Consider the following 14756-nt stretch of genomic DNA (forward strand, 5'->3'; position numbering starts at 1 on the left):
TATGCCAGAAGCAAATAAAACAAAGCCGGTGCGTACAACGGTTATACCGAGCAGAACGTTTAAAACTACGACCTTTGTGCTGCACTTGCGCACACCGCTCCAAAAAGAGTATTTAACAGAAAAAGCGCTGCTGCCTTCAGTGCTGGAACGTGGGAGCAGACATTTTCCGTCTCGGGAAATTATTCAAGCAGCATTAGAGGAAATGTACGGTGCACATCTTACAGCGGATGCAGTCAAAAAGGGTGAGCATCATATTTTATCATTTAAGCTGGAGGTAGCGAACGAGAAGTTTTTAAATGAAGCAGTGCCGTTGACAGAGCGTGCGGTTCAAATGCTCGCTTCCGTAGCCCTTTATCCAAACTTGAATGAAAAGGGGGCGTTCCCCGACACTCCAGTTCAGGAAGAAAAACGGAATCACGCTCAAAAGCTTGCAGGCGTTAAAGATGACAAAATGCGTTATGCCAACAAACGTCTCGCTGAAGTGATGTGTGAAGGAGAACCTTATTCTCTGCCTGTGCTCGGCTATGAGCAGCAGCTTGAAGCGATTACAGGTAAATCGCTTGCCGAAGCGCATCAGGCGCTCTTAAAAGACAGCAGCATTGATTTATACGTTGTAGGCGATGTTCGGGAGCAGGAAATTATACAGTATGTGGAGCAGTATATGCAGTTCAGCAGCAGGCCGCTGGCACCTTTGCAAACTGAATTTAAAAAGCCTGAAAAAGTGCGCGAAGTAAAAGAAACTGATGAAATCAGCCAGGCCAAACTTCATCTTGGTTTCCGAACGCCGGTTGTTTTCGGCAGCAAACGCTATTTTGCCTTGCAGGTTATGAACAGTCTGTTTGGCGGTGCTCCACATTCCAAGCTTTTTACAAATGTAAGGGAAAAAGAAAGCCTGGCATATTATGCAGCCTCCAGAGTGGAAAGTCATAAAGGTTTAGTAATTGTAATGGCAGGTATAGAAACAGCTCAGTACGATAAAGCATTGTCGATCATCTTGCAGCAGCTTGATGACTTAAAGAACGGGGAGTTTTCTGAGGAGGATGTAGCTAAGTCAAAGGCCGTGCTGCGGAATCAGCTGCTGGAAACGATGGATTCTCCGCGCGGCAGAGTTGAGCTTGAATATCACGGTGCGCTGATTGGTGAGGATTGGGATGCAGGCAGCTGGATCACCGAAATTGATAAAGTTCAGTCAGCAGACGTAAAAGCTGCGGCGGCCTCCCTTGAGCTTGATACGATATACTTCTTGCACGGGAAAGGGTGACAAAATGGAAAAAATCAGCTTTGATCAGCTTCAGGAACAGCTTTATTATGAAAAACTGGATAACGGGCTTGACGTATTTCTGCTGCCTAAATCCGGGTTTCATAAAACGTATGCTACGCTAACAGCCAATTACGGTTCTATTGATAATCATTTTATTGCTGGTGATGGCAGTGAAAAAACTGTTCCGGATGGAATTGCCCATTTTCTGGAGCATAAAATGTTTGAAAGTGAAGAAGGTGATGTCTTTCAAGAGTTTTCTGCACAGGGAGCATCTGCGAATGCATTCACAAGCTTCACGCGAACGGCTTATTTATTTTCTGCGACTGCAAACGTAGAGAAAAATCTGACGACCCTTCTCGATTTTGTTCAAAAGCCTTATTTTACAGATGAGTCTGTAGAAAAGGAAAAGGGGATCATCGAACAGGAAATTAAAATGTACGAAGACAATCCGGATTGGCAAAATTTTTTCGGTCTCTTAAAAGGCATGTACCAGCGTCACCCCGTACAAATCGATATAGCTGGAACCGTAGACTCGATTCATCAAATTACAAAAGATGATTTATACACGTGCTACGAGAGCTTTTACCACCCATCGAATATGGCCCTCTTTGTAGTAGGAAATTTGGAACCGAAGAAAATGATGACGCTCATTCGCAGTAATCAGTCGGCTAAGCGATTTGCTAAAGCAAACCCGCCACAGAGAATCCTTCCGGACGAACCGAATGAAGTTAATGAGGCAGAAGCTGTTATTCCACTGTCCGTGCAGACGCCAAGATGTTTAATTGGGATTAAACAGCCTTCAACGGGGCTCGAAGGCAGAGACCTGCTGCAGCATGAGCTGGGTATGCAGCTCATGCTGGAGCTTGCATTTGGCGGAAGTTCACCGGCTTATCAGCGGATGTATGCAGAAGGGCTGATCAACGAAAGCTTCAGTTTTGATTACACGTCTGAGAAAGAATTTGGTTTTCTCGCTGCTGGCGGAGAAACGTCAAGACCGGATGATCTCGTTCAGGCATTAAAGCATGAACTTTCTGTTCTGAAACAAAACGGGGTGGAAGCAGCTCATTTTGAGCGATTGAAAAAAAAGAAAATTGGCTTTTTTCTGCGTGCCCTAAATTCACCCGAGTACATTGCCAACCAATTTACCAGGTATTATTTTAATGGGATGAATCTTTTCGAGGTCGTTCCAGTTCTGGAATCTCTTCAACTCAGCTACATTGAGAAACTGTTGGAGTCTACACTGGAATTCGATAACCAGATGACCGTGTCTAAAGTGATTCCTGCAGGCGAGGAAGCAGCCGGGTGAATCGTCCGACAGCCTTTATAACAGGTGCATCTGGAGCTATTGGCAGAGCGTGCGCAGCAGCATTAGCCCCTCAGTTCCGGCTGCTTCTGCATTGTCATGCAAACAAAGACCTGCTCGAGCAAACGGCTGAGAAGCTCTCTGCTGTTACCAAAGTAGCTGTTTATCAGCATGATCTGTCAATCGATAAGGATTTGCCGCCATTCCCGGCTGACCATATTCACGTATTTTTGCACTGTGCCGGATATTCATCACCCGCTCTGTTTCAGGATACTGATGCATCTGATTGGACAGCTGCGTTTAACGTAGCATGTAAAAGCCCCGTCTTGTTCTTGAAGCAGATAACCCCTCACATGATTAAACGGCGGGAGGGAAAGATCATTTTTATCAGCTCCATTTGGGGTGAAACGGGTGCAGCAATGGAAACGGTTTATTCCACGGTGAAAGCAGCACAGCATGGACTGGTAAAATCACTCGGCAAAGAGCTTGCAGCAAGCAATATCCAAGTAAATGCTGTAGCTCCAGGTGCTGTAGATACAGCTATGCTGTCGGTTTATACGGAAGAAGAAAAGCAAATGATTCAGGAAGAAATTCCGGCCGACAGACTCGGAAGACCCGAAGAAATAGCACAAGCAGTAAAATTTCTGGCCTCTGAACAGTCATCCTACATGAACGGTCAGATTATTCACGTCAATGGCGGGTGGCATACGTAAAGTTGGTGCCGTATATGGAAATAACTACTTTTCAACAGCGTTTCAATCGATTATGATGAAATTAGCCTGGAATGCTCGTCAGTACTCCTTGTGAAGGGGGAATACCGGATGGAAAGAAAAGAATGGTACCTGGAATATCAAATTCACGAAAATCGTCCCGGGCTGCTTGGAGAAATAGCCTCTCTGCTTGGTATGCTGAGCATTAATATTTTAACCATTAACGGGGTTGAACATAGAAGAAGAGGCATGCTTATTCTCAGCAAAAGTGACGAGGCGATCAAGCGGCTGACATTTATTTTGGAAACGATGGATATTATCACTTTACGGAAAATAAGAGAACCAAAGCTGCGGGACAGGCTTGCCGTGCGGCATGGGCGCTATATTGAACGGGATGAAGACGAGAAGAAGGTATTCCGGTTTGTACGGGACGAGCTCGGGATTCTCGTAGACTTTATGGCAGAATTGTTTATGAAAGAAGGACACCGGCTTATCGGTATACGCGGGATGCCGAGAGTAGGAAAAACGGAATCAGTGGTCGCTGCAAGTGTGTGTGCGAACAGGAAATGGTCTTTCTTATCGTCCACTATGCTGAAGCAAACGATGCGGAGCCAGCTTGCCGATGATGAAATGCTGGAAGATAATATATATATCATCGATGGAATCGTGTCAACGATGAGAGGCTCTGAACGCCACCGTATGCTCGTGTCGGAAATGATGCGTCTCCCAGCCACGAAAGTTGTAGAGCATCCTGACATCTTTGTAAGGACAACTGAATACACGCTTGATGATTTTGACTACATCATTGAGCTGAGAAGTGATGAGAATCAAGTCATTTCCTATGAACAGGTTGAACAGGATTATTCCTCTTTTTAAATGAAAGAGGAGGGTATATTAAATGAAGTTAGTAGGTGTGTACCGTGTCAGAACTAGGAACAAGACTGCAGTCTGCTAGACTCGAAAAAGGATATTCTCTTGACGAGCTTCAGCAGCTTACAAAGATTCAAAAGCGGTATTTGGAAGCAATTGAAGAAGGCGATTTTTCCAAAATGCCTGGAGAGTTTTATTCGCGGGCTTTCGTGAAGAGCTATTCAGAAGCGGTTGGGCTTGATCCGAACAAAATATTTGAAGAGCACGAGTCTGAGCTCCCTAAACCGAAACGAAGCGAAGTACAGGAACTTCCTCCAAGAACCGCCCGGACGAGAGCCTCCTCCTCATCAGGTACGAAGAAATCAGCCTTCTCTTCACTTGTGCCGACGCTTCTCGCTATTTTATTTATTGGTGCAGTTGGTTTCGCAGTATGGCTTTTTAATCAGGATAACGAAGCAGCCCCGGTCGATCCTGAATCAGAGCAAGCTGTAAATGTGGATGACAGCATACCTGAAAATGAAGAAAATGCTGCTGAAAATGAGAATAGCGAAGCTAATGAGAACAATGAAACGGATCCTGCTGAAAACAACGGAAACAATGGAAACAATGGAAACAACAATGTCGACAATGATGGACTCAACGAGCCTGAGGATTCAGATGCAGGCTCGGAGCTGGCATTTGAGGGGTCTGAGGGAAACAGCTATACGTATACGCTTCAAGCCGACGAGTTTGACGTCGAACTGAGCTTCTCAGGTCCGAGCTGGATCCAGATTCTCGACGAAGAAGGAGAAGAGCTTTATCAGCAAGAGCATGCCGATGGAGATTCGGAAAGCTTTGACTTCAGCGACCATGAGGAAATCATGTTTAACATGGGAAGTACGGTAACAGCTGAGCTTCTGATTAACGGAGAAGAATTGATTTATGAATCAGAAGATCACCATCAGAGAATCATCATTCAACAGGATAATTCATAGGCGGAAAGGTCCGGCTCCGGTAGCGTCCGGACGGACTTTTTCCTCTTTTATGATAGATTCGCAAATACTTCCATTGTCTGTTAAGATGAGTAAGGCTCATAGTCGTTCAGGTCGTGGAACAGGAGGATCGTAATGAATATACCTAATAGAATCACTATTTCACGCATTTTTCTTATTCCTGTTTTTATGATATTTCTGCTGATAGATTTTGGCTGGGGAACGTTTATGCTTCTGGGAGCTGAAATTCCAGTTTCCCATTTTCTGGCTGCGCTCGTTTTTATTGTTGCAGCGGCTACAGATTGGCTGGACGGATTTTATGCGAGAAAATACAATTTAGTAACGAATATGGGCAAGTTTCTGGATCCGCTGGCTGACAAACTGCTGATCACAGCCGCCTTTGTCGGATTAACAGGAATGGATATGTTTCCTGCTTGGGCTGCTGTTGTTATTTTGAGCAGAGAGTTTGCTGTAACTGGACTTCGGCTGGTCGCTTCCGGATCCGGCGAAGTAATCGCTGCAAGCATATGGGGGAAGTGGAAAACGGTCAGTCAGATTGTTGCTGCTTCCGCCGTGCTGCTTCATAATGTTCTTTTTGAATTAGCAGGCATACCGTTCGACACGATCATGATTTATACTGCTGTTGTATTGACTGTTTTTTCAGGTGTGGACTACTTCGTGAAGAACAAACACGTTTTAACGTCTTCGGATTAGGAGGATATCACTATGAATGCAGAAATAATTGCAGTCGGGACCGAGCTTTTGCTCGGACAAATTGATGATACGAACGCAACGTTTTTATCCAGACAATTATCTGAGGCCGGGATCAATGTCTACTTCCGCCAGACCGCAGGTGATAATGAGGAACGCTTGAAAAATGTCATTCAAACGGCTGCCGAGAGGTCTGATATTATCATTTTGACCGGCGGGCTTGGGCCAACAAGAGACGATTTAACGAGAGATGCACTCTCTGCGTTTACTGGACTCCCGCTTAAAGAGGATGAGGAATCACTCGATAAGCTGAAATCGTTTTTTGAGGCCCGTGGCCGGGGTGTTTCGGAGTCCAATAAAAAGCAGGCGCTGTCCCTCAAAGGCGCTGATGTCCTCCCAAATGATGAAGGGCTCGCCTGCGGTTCGTTCTTAGAGCATCAGGGAAAGCAGTTTCTGCTGCTTCCCGGACCTCCGAGAGAGTTAAAAACAATGTTTATGCGGTATGCGCTGCCAAAGCTGCGTAACGGAATGGAAGATCAGCAAATTCAGTCAGATGTTTTACGTTTTTACGAAATTGGAGAATCTCAATTAACCGAAAAATTGGATGATCTGATCACCAACCAAACAAATCCAACGATTGCACCTCTTGCTTCTGACGGTGAAGTAGCACTTCGTTTGACTGTGCGCGGCCCTTCCAAAGAAACAAACGAAGAAATGCTTCGCGAGCTAAAGGAGAAGATATTCGCAAGAGTCGGAAATTATTGCTACGGCGAAGGCGACAGCCAGATTGAGCAGGTCACAGCTGAACTTCTGCGTGAACTAGAAAAAAGTATTAGTGCAGCCGAAAGCCTTACAGGCGGGCTGTTTGCAAATACAATGACCTCCTTTTCCGGAGCATCTATGATTTTCCCCGGCGGAATCGTATGTTATAGTAATGAAGCCAAGATGCAGACGCTCGGGATATCAGAAACACTTCTTGAAGAACACGGAGCAGTCAGCGCAGAATGCGCCGAGGCGATGGCGGACGGATGCCGTCGCGTATTTAGCTCTGACTACGGAATCAGCTTTACAGGTGCGGCAGGGCCTGATCCTCTCGAAGGATATGAACCTGGACAGATGTTTATTGGCATAGCGACCCCTGACAAAACGGTTTCACACTTTGTAAATATCGGGGGCAGCAGAAACAGAATTCGTACGTACGCGGTGAAACAAGGTCTTTATTTATTGTTTCAAGAGTTACGAAATAAAAAAGGTGGATGAATAATGGTAATGAAGTTCGATGAATTTGAAATTAGCTCAAGTTTAAAAAAAGCAACAAAAGAGATGGGATTTGAAGCACCGTCTCCAATTCAGGAAAAAGTAATTCCAGTAATTTTGGGAGGGCGCGACGTAATTGGTCAAGCTCAGACTGGTACTGGAAAAACTGCAGCATTCGGGATCCCGCTTATTAACGATATTAATGCCAAGCAAAAGCATGTACAGGCACTTATCTTAACGCCGACAAGAGAACTGGCGATTCAAGTTGCCGGTGAATTCCAAAAGCTTTCTAAATTCAACAAAGTTCAGACGCTGCCGGTATACGGTGGACAGTCTATTGGTCATCAGATTAAATCGCTCAAGCGGGGTGTCCAGGTTGTTGTTGGAACTCCAGGACGAGTTCTTGACCACATTAACCGCGGTACGCTGAAGCTTGACCGCTTAAGCAAGCTGGTCCTCGACGAAGCGGATGAAATGCTGGATATGGGATTTATTGATGATATTGAAAAGATTCTTCAAAATGCGAATACGGAGCGCCAGAGTCTGCTCTTCTCAGCGACGATGCCTCCGGCAATCCGCAAGCTTTCCTCACGCTATATGAATAATCCTGAACACATTACGATTGATAAGGGCGAAATGACCGCTCCATTAATCGAACAGGTTTATTACAAAGTTCTTGATAAAAACAAGCTTGATTCGCTTTGCCGAATTATCGACAGCGAGACGCCTGAGCTTGGAATTATCTTTTGCCGTACAAAAAAAGGTGTGGCCGAACTTACGGAATCTCTGCAGGCAAGAGGATATGCTGCCGACGGACTTCACGGAGATCTCACGCAGTCCCAGCGTGACGTCGTTATGAGAAAGTTCCGCAAAGGTACAATTGAATTCCTGATTGCAACGGACGTTGCTGCCAGAGGAATCGATGTTCAAAACGTGTCGCACGTTATTAACTTTGATATTCCTCAGGATCCGGAAAGCTACGTTCATCGTATTGGCCGGACTGGTCGTGCAGGTAAGGAAGGAATTGCCATTACTCTTGTGACGCCTAGAGAAATGAAACATCTTCGTTCCATCGAACGAGAAATCAAATCGCAAATTCCTGCGAAGGGCATTCCGTCCATTGAAGAAGTAGTGGAAAAGCAGCAAGCCGCATGGAAGCATCAAATTGTAGAACTGATTGAGGATAATGAGCAGGATGACGCGCTTTATGCTGAACTGGTTGCAGAACTTCTGAGCGAATATCCTGCCGATAAAGTTGTCAGCTCTCTCATGAAGCTTGCGTTTTACAGCCACGATGAGAAAACAACTTCAGCAGGTTACGATTTTGGGGAAACTGGAGCCCAGAAAGGCATGACGCGGTTTTTCATCAACGTTGGCCGTAATGTCGATATGACACCTAAAAAACTGGTAGACGATGTTTCCAGACTCGTTGGGATCAGCCCGAAAGTAATCGGAAAAATTGACATTTTTGAGAACTTCACATTTATGGAAGTTCCTCAGGAGTCCGCTCCTTTTGTATACGAAGGCCTGAAATATGCCCGCGTCGGCGGTGCAAAAATCAATTTGGAGCCGGCAAAGCCGCGCCCGAGCCGAAAGTAAATTAATTCTATTGGCCGCCCCGTTTTCATTTGACGGGGCGGCCTGATTTCTATATACTGATAAGTAGCGAACGGGTGTTTGCAGTACGCCGGCCGGAGCAGTTCTGCCGGACGTTTGAATAGACCACTCAAAGGAGAGATGTTCACGTGTCAGATCGTAAACAGGCGCTTGATATGGCGCTTAAGCAAATTGAAAAGCAGTTCGGTAAAGGGTCCATTATGAAACTAGGAGAGCAGACGGACCGCCGTGTTTCCACTATTTCCAGCGGAACGCTCGCACTGGATATTGCCCTCGGAGTCGGCGGGTATCCGCGAGGCCGAGTGATTGAAGTATATGGCCCGGAATCGTCTGGTAAAACAACGGTAGCGCTGCATGCAATTGCGGAAGTGCAGCGGAATGGCGGTCAGGCTGCTTTTATTGATGCAGAACACGCGCTTGATCCGGTTTATGCTCAGAAGCTGGGTGTTAATATTGATGAACTGCTGCTGTCACAGCCTGATACAGGGGAACAGGCTCTCGAAATCGCAGAGGCGCTTGTTCGAAGCGGCGCTGTCGATATGATCGTAGTCGATTCCGTAGCAGCACTTGTACCAAAAGCAGAGATAGAGGGCGAAATGGGAGACAGTCACGTCGGTCTGCAGGCACGTCTTATGTCTCAGGCGCTTCGTAAGCTTTCTGGTGCTGTATCCAAGTCGAACACAATTGCTATGTTTATTAACCAGATCCGTGAAAAAGTCGGGGTTATGTTCGGAAATCCTGAAACAACGCCAGGCGGACGCGCCCTGAAGTTCTACTCCTCTGTGCGCCTTGAAGTACGACGGGCAGAAACCTTGAAACAGGGCAATGAGATGATTGGTAATAAGACGAAAATTAAAGTAGTTAAAAATAAAGTAGCTCCTCCTTTCCGTACAGCTGAAGTGGACATTATGTACGGGGAAGGTATTTCACGGGAAGGATCATTAATCGATATCGCCTCTGAACTTGATATTATTCAAAAGAGCGGCGCATGGTATTCGTATAACGAGGAGCGTATGGGACAAGGCCGCGAAAATGCGAAGCAGTATCTTAAAGAAAATGATGATGTCATGCAGGAAATTGACAGAAAGATTCGTGAACATCATGGGTTGCTGGAACCAATCGAAGTGCCGGCTCCTGAAGATCCAGAGGAGCAGGAAGATACGCTTGATTTGAAATAAAACACTGTTGATAAACTGAGCTTTATAAGAGAACCGCTGTAAACACGCAGCGGTTCTCTTTCTGTACACAGAGTCAATGAATCAGATCGAATCATGCTTATGTGATGATACACTGTATCACTCATGAACCAGTTCGGCTATTTCGACTCACCATCAAGTTGAATATAGCAGCTGCAGACGGCAGCTTCCTGAAGCTGAATGTATCAATCACTAACCAGTTTTGGAAGGAATCAAACGGTTAAAAAAGGAATTAGCCCTATCTACTAAGCGAATGAACTGACGGGAGAATGGAGCAGCAGATAACTGCGAAGGTAAATAAAGAACGTCTATTTTTGCCCCGTCTATCGATCTCGGTTGAAAGATGCTGTTATTTCAGCAACAGAAGAAAACGTAAAGTAAAACAGTTGAATCAATCCACTGAAAAAAGTGCTCAAACTCGCTTCGCAGCAGCGTTTCCTCACTTTTCCAAAGCTTGACAGGACTAAGAATGAAGCATACAATTAACGAGTACACGTTTTTGCAAAGCGTCGGAATCCATTTTACCTGGATTTTTTGTGAAATCGTGCTACTACCCTATAATTTGTTTTATTTGATGAAACAGTACTACTACAGAAATAGCTGTGAGGAGGTGAGTCAAGCGTGACTACGACACAAATCCTCATTTTGCTATTCACTGCAGTAACCGTGTTCTTTGTTGGATATTTTGTGCGTAAATCTATTGCTGAAGCGAAAATTTCCAGTGCGGAAATGCTAGCGAAACAGACGATAGATGATGCGAAACGGGAGGCGGAAGCCAGCCGTAAAGAAGCTGTCCTGGAAGCAAAAGACGAAGCACATAAAATTCGTCTGGAAGCTGAACAGGAACTGCGCGACCGTCGGAACGACGTTCAAAAGCAGGAAAACCGTCTCGTCCAGAAAGAAGAAGTTCTGGATCGCAGAAGTGAATCTGTAGACAAAAAAGAACAGTCTTTGGAAGTACGGGAGCAGCAGCTGTCGGAGCGACAGCAAGAAGTCGACGACATGAATAGCAAAGTCGAGGAGCTTGTTAACAGGCAGCAGCAGGAGCTCGAACGTATATCCGGATTTACGAAGGATGAAGCCCGTGACATTATTATGGAAACAATGGAGAATGAGCTGACTCATGAGAAAGCCGTTCTTGTTAAAGACTACATGACGAGAGCAAAAGAAGAAGCGGACAAAAACGCCCGTGAAATTCTCTCGCTTGCTGTACAGCGATGCGCCGCAGATCATGTAGCGGAAACTACTGTTTCCGTCGTCAATCTTCCAAACGATGAGATGAAGGGACGGATTATCGGCAGGGAAGGCCGTAACATCCGTGCTTTAGAAACATTGACCGGGATTGATTTGATCATTGATGATACACCGGAAGCTGTCATTTTATCCGGATTTGATCCGATCAGAAGGGAAATTGCCAAAGCCTCTCTGGAAAAGCTGGTCCAGGACGGCAGAATTCATCCCGCCCGTATCGAAGAAACCGTTGAAAAATCACGTCGCGAAGTAGATGAGATGATTCGGGAATACGGTGAACAGACGACATTTGAAATGGGAATTCATAATCTACATCCGGATCTTATTAAAATACTCGGGCGTCTTAAATTCCGTACGAGCTATGGTCAGAATGTACTGAAGCATTCTGTAGAAGTAGCTCATTTAAGCGGAATTATGGCTGCAGAATTGGGAGAAGATGTACAGCTTGCCCGACGTGCCGGCCTGCTGCATGATCTTGGTAAAGCCATTGATCATGAAGTGGAAGGAAGCCACGTAGAAATCGGAGTGGAGCTCGGTACAAAGTACAAGGAACATCCGGTCGTTATTAACAGTATTGCCTCTCACCACGGTGATACAGAAGCCACTTCCGTTATTGCGACTCTCGTCGCAGCTGCGGATGCACTTTCGGCGGCACGTCCGGGAGCCAGACGTGAAACGCTTGAAACTTACATTAAACGACTGGAAAAGCTCGAAGAAATTTCAGAGTCGTTTGATGGTGTTGAAAAAACCTATGCTATTCAAGCTGGACGCGAAATTCGAATTATGGTCAGACCGGATACTATCTCTGATGAAGATTCTTACCGGCTGGCGAGAGACATTACGAAGCGTATTGAAGACGAGCTTGACTATCCGGGTCACATTAAAGTTACCGTGATTCGAGAAACAAGAGCGGTTGAATATGCAAAGTAGTAAAAATAGACCGACCGCGGAGCACCGCTCTGTATGGCGGTCTTTTTTTCTTGGATGATAATAAAGCTGCACGTTCATGCCGTCAGCAGAGGAGGAAGAGGATGAAAATATTATTTATCGGCGATATCGTCGGGTCTCCCGGCAGAGAAATGCTTGGTGAATACTTGCCGAAGCTTAAGGCGAAGTACCGTCCAGATCATACGATTGTTAACGCTGAAAATGCAGCACACGGAAAAGGGATTACAAAAAAGATTTATCATGAATTGCTTCAAGCTGGAGCAGACTTACTTACAATGGGTAATCACACGTGGGACAAAAAGGATATTTTTGAGTTTATTGAAGAAGCAGATTATCTTGTCCGACCGGCCAATTTTCCTTCCGGGACACCAGGAAGCGGATTAAAAGTGATCGGGAAAGGTAAAAATAAGGCTGTTGTGATCAATTTGCAGGGGACTACTTTTCTCCCGCCCCTTGATAATCCCTTCCACGCAGCAGATCGGCTTATTGAAGAAGCAAAACAACACGCTCCTGTCATATTTATTGATTTCCACGCAGAAGCCACGAGTGAAAAACAGGCGCTTGCCTGGTATCTTGATGGCAGATGTACAGCTGTGATCGGTACGCATACGCATGTACCTACTAACGACAGCCGTATATTACCGGGAGGTACAGCATTTCAAGCTGATGCAGGTATGACAGGACCCTATGATGGCATATTAGGTATGAAGCGGGAAGCGGTTCTAAACCGATTTTTGACGCAGCTGCCTGCCCGGTTTGAGGTGGAAGAAGGAAAAACGCAGCTAAACGGTGTTTTCATAGAAGCAGACCAGGCTGGCGGAAAAGCGACGTCTATCAAACCAATTCAAATAAATGATGATAAGCCTTTTTTTGATTAGAGAGCCGAAGGCAGTGAAACGATGCATCAAACCTAATAAGGTTATCATATACAGCGGGACGAAGCAGAAGCCATTTAAATAGAGGTTTAGCAACGGGGCAGAAAGTGGTACATGATTAGAAAGATATAAAGCTTCAGTCTCCAACCAGCTAATTTGAGCCGTACTAAATAACGTTTACTATTTAAAAGGAGGTCCCTACATGGAAATTTTAAAAGTTTCTGCTAAATCTAATCCTAATTCCGTTGCAGGCGCACTTGCAGGCGTCATTCGTGAACGGGGGACTGCTGAAATACAGGCGATCGGAGCAGGCGCTCTCAACCAGTCAATTAAAGCAGTGGCAATCGCAAGAGGTTTTGTGGCGCCAAGCGGCATCGATTTAATATGCGTCCCAGCCTTTACGGATATCACGATTGATGGTGATGAACGAACGGCAATAAAGTTGATTGTCGAGCCACGATAATACGCGCAGTTCCACCCGGACAGATGCCATGTCCGGGTTTTCTTATGTAAAAAACCTAGTATAAGATCGCTGTTCGAAAAAAGAGCAGTGAAACAGGATCTTGATTAAAGGTACGTTTGAAGCATCATCGAAGCGGTATTTTCTTTGTTCCTTTTCACTGGTTAACGCGGTTGTCCATGATTTGAAAAGACTGTCCTCATATAGCAGACTGTACGCTTGTGAGACACATTATTTCATGGTACGATAAAGCAAGATGTGAGGAGGGACGTTATGACAAAAACAATGAAAGCGGTTGTGAAACAGGATAAAGCTCGAGGTGCTGTTTTAAAAGAGGTACCTGTACCTTCATGTGGAGCACAGGATGTATTAATTAAAGTGAGAGCAACCTCTATTTGCGGAACAGACGTACATATTTACGAATGGGATGAGTGGTCAGCCAGCCGGGTCAAGCCACCTTATATTTTTGGTCATGAATTCTCTGGAGAAGTCGTGGAAACAGGAAGCCTTGTAAAAAGTGTTCAGGTTGGGGATCATGTGTCTGCTGAAACCCATATTGTCTGCGGGAGGTGCCCGCAGTGCATGAGCGGGAATGCTCACATTTGCGAGAAGACGGAGATTATTGGGGTAGACCGGGATGGCTGCTTTGCCGAATATGTAGTATTGCCGGAAGAAAATATTTGGCAAAACGAGAAGTCTCTCCCTTGGGACAAAGCCAGTATTCAAGAACCGATGGGAAACGCCGTTCACACAGTGCTTGCGGGCGAAACAGCTGGTAAAACAGCTGCTGTGATTGGATGCGGACCTATTGGATTGATGGCTTGTGCTGTTGCAAAAGCAGCTGGAGCAGCAGAAGTATTTGCAATAGATCTCAATCCGTACCGGCTTGGATTAGCACAGTCACAAGGTGCAGATTTTACGATAAATCCGCTAGAGCAGGATCCGGTTCACTATATTAAGAAGATGACTGGCGGCAGAGGAGTCGACATCGTATGTGAAATGAGCGGTCATCCAGTGGCGATGAATCAGGGTTTTAAAATGGCTACCAATGGCGGTAGAATTTCTATCTTGAGCTTACCCGTCAGACCTGTAGAGATTGACATTACCAATGACATTGTATTCAAGGGATTAACGGTGCAGGGGATTACCGGAAGAAAAATGTTTCAAACGTGGCAGCAGACGGCCGGTCTGCTTCGTTCCGGAAAGATGGATGCCGCTTCGATCATTACCCACCGTTTCCCACTCGAAGACTTTGAAAAAGGCTTTGATCTCATGCTGCAAGGAAAATGTGGTAAAGTCGTATTACACCCGTAGAATAGAAAAGGA

At 45.5% G+C, this 14756-nt stretch carries 13 protein-coding genes; all 13 read left to right on the plus strand.

Annotated features, from left to right (window positions below):
- The first annotated feature begins 1 nt into the window (after position 1).
- The 13 genes from yfmF (at position 2) to tdh (ending at position 14744) form a co-directional block, all read left to right on the plus strand.
- Positions 2–1261, plus strand: a complete 1260-nt coding sequence (yfmF, locus tag ACFO4L_RS03580) for an EF-P 5-aminopentanol modification-associated protein YfmF (RefSeq protein WP_377908285.1) — start codon at positions 2–4, stop codon at positions 1259–1261.
- A gap of 4 nt (positions 1262–1265) precedes the next feature.
- Positions 1266–2567, plus strand: a complete 1302-nt coding sequence (yfmH, locus tag ACFO4L_RS03585) for an EF-P 5-aminopentanol modification-associated protein YfmH (RefSeq protein WP_377908286.1) — start codon at positions 1266–1268, stop codon at positions 2565–2567.
- Positions 2564–3277 carry an elongation factor P 5-aminopentanone reductase gene (ymfI, locus tag ACFO4L_RS03590; protein ID WP_377908287.1) on the plus strand — a complete coding sequence of 238 codons (714 nt, stop codon included), beginning with the start codon at positions 2564–2566 and terminating at the stop codon, positions 3275–3277. The genes yfmH and ymfI overlap by 4 nt, the downstream gene beginning before the upstream one ends.
- 108 nt (positions 3278–3385) lie before the next feature.
- Positions 3386–4150: a DUF3388 domain-containing protein gene (locus ACFO4L_RS03595; RefSeq protein WP_168004584.1), complete on the plus strand. Its 765-nt coding sequence runs from the start codon at positions 3386–3388 to the stop codon at positions 4148–4150.
- Between the two features lie 44 nt (positions 4151–4194).
- Complete coding sequence (locus ACFO4L_RS03600) at positions 4195–5118, plus strand: helix-turn-helix domain-containing protein (RefSeq protein WP_377908288.1); 924 nt, start codon at positions 4195–4197, stop codon at positions 5116–5118.
- A 132-nt stretch (positions 5119–5250) separates the two neighbouring features.
- Entirely contained in the window at positions 5251–5829 is a 579-nt protein-coding gene (gene pgsA / locus ACFO4L_RS03605) for a CDP-diacylglycerol--glycerol-3-phosphate 3-phosphatidyltransferase (RefSeq protein WP_377908289.1), read from the plus strand.
- 12 nt (positions 5830–5841) lie between these two features.
- Positions 5842–7086 (plus strand): competence/damage-inducible protein A, encoded by a 1245-nt coding sequence (locus tag ACFO4L_RS03610; RefSeq protein WP_377908290.1) that lies wholly within the window; start codon positions 5842–5844, stop codon positions 7084–7086.
- 3 nt (positions 7087–7089) lie between these two features.
- Positions 7090–8682 carry a DEAD/DEAH box helicase gene (locus ACFO4L_RS03615; protein ID WP_377908291.1) on the plus strand — a complete coding sequence of 531 codons (1593 nt, stop codon included), beginning with the start codon at positions 7090–7092 and terminating at the stop codon, positions 8680–8682.
- Between the two features lie 146 nt (positions 8683–8828).
- Complete coding sequence (gene recA, locus ACFO4L_RS03620; RefSeq protein WP_377908292.1) at positions 8829–9878, plus strand: recombinase RecA; 1050 nt, start codon at positions 8829–8831, stop codon at positions 9876–9878.
- A 639-nt stretch (positions 9879–10517) separates the two neighbouring features.
- Complete coding sequence (gene rny / locus ACFO4L_RS03625) at positions 10518–12077, plus strand: ribonuclease Y (protein ID WP_377908293.1); 1560 nt, start codon at positions 10518–10520, stop codon at positions 12075–12077.
- A gap of 101 nt (positions 12078–12178) precedes the next feature.
- Complete coding sequence (locus tag ACFO4L_RS03630) at positions 12179–12973, plus strand: TIGR00282 family metallophosphoesterase (RefSeq protein WP_377908294.1); 795 nt, start codon at positions 12179–12181, stop codon at positions 12971–12973.
- Positions 12974–13172: 199 nt separating this feature from the next.
- Complete coding sequence (locus ACFO4L_RS03635; protein ID WP_168004577.1) at positions 13173–13433, plus strand: stage V sporulation protein S; 261 nt, start codon at positions 13173–13175, stop codon at positions 13431–13433.
- Positions 13434–13703: 270 nt separating this feature from the next.
- Positions 13704–14744 (plus strand): L-threonine 3-dehydrogenase, encoded by a 1041-nt coding sequence (tdh, locus tag ACFO4L_RS03640; protein ID WP_377908295.1) that lies wholly within the window; start codon positions 13704–13706, stop codon positions 14742–14744.
- Positions 14745–14756 lie beyond the last annotated feature (12 nt).

Origin of the sequence: Bacillus daqingensis, from assembly GCF_042654445.1 — a bacterium.
GTDB lineage: Bacteria > Bacillota > Bacilli > Bacillales > Salisediminibacteriaceae > Alkalicoccus > Alkalicoccus luteus.

What these genes read in the sequence shown, in the direction of transcription:
- yfmF (WP_377908285.1), top strand. Translation starts at nt 2, where the DNA reads ATGCCAGAAGCAAATAAAACAAAGCCGGTGCGTACAACGGTTATACCG.
- yfmH (WP_377908286.1), top strand. Translation starts at nt 1,266, where the DNA reads ATGGAAAAAATCAGCTTTGATCAGCTTCAGGAACAGCTTTATTATGAA.
- ACFO4L_RS03595 (WP_168004584.1), top strand. Translation starts at nt 3,386, where the DNA reads ATGGAAAGAAAAGAATGGTACCTGGAATATCAAATTCACGAAAATCGT.
- pgsA (WP_377908289.1), top strand. Translation starts at nt 5,251, where the DNA reads ATGAATATACCTAATAGAATCACTATTTCACGCATTTTTCTTATTCCT.
- ACFO4L_RS03610 (WP_377908290.1), top strand. Translation starts at nt 5,842, where the DNA reads ATGAATGCAGAAATAATTGCAGTCGGGACCGAGCTTTTGCTCGGACAA.
- ACFO4L_RS03615 (WP_377908291.1), top strand. Translation starts at nt 7,090, where the DNA reads ATGGTAATGAAGTTCGATGAATTTGAAATTAGCTCAAGTTTAAAAAAA.
- ACFO4L_RS03630 (WP_377908294.1), top strand. Translation starts at nt 12,179, where the DNA reads ATGAAAATATTATTTATCGGCGATATCGTCGGGTCTCCCGGCAGAGAA.
- ACFO4L_RS03635 (WP_168004577.1), top strand. Translation starts at nt 13,173, where the DNA reads ATGGAAATTTTAAAAGTTTCTGCTAAATCTAATCCTAATTCCGTTGCA.
- tdh (WP_377908295.1), top strand. Translation starts at nt 13,704, where the DNA reads ATGACAAAAACAATGAAAGCGGTTGTGAAACAGGATAAAGCTCGAGGT.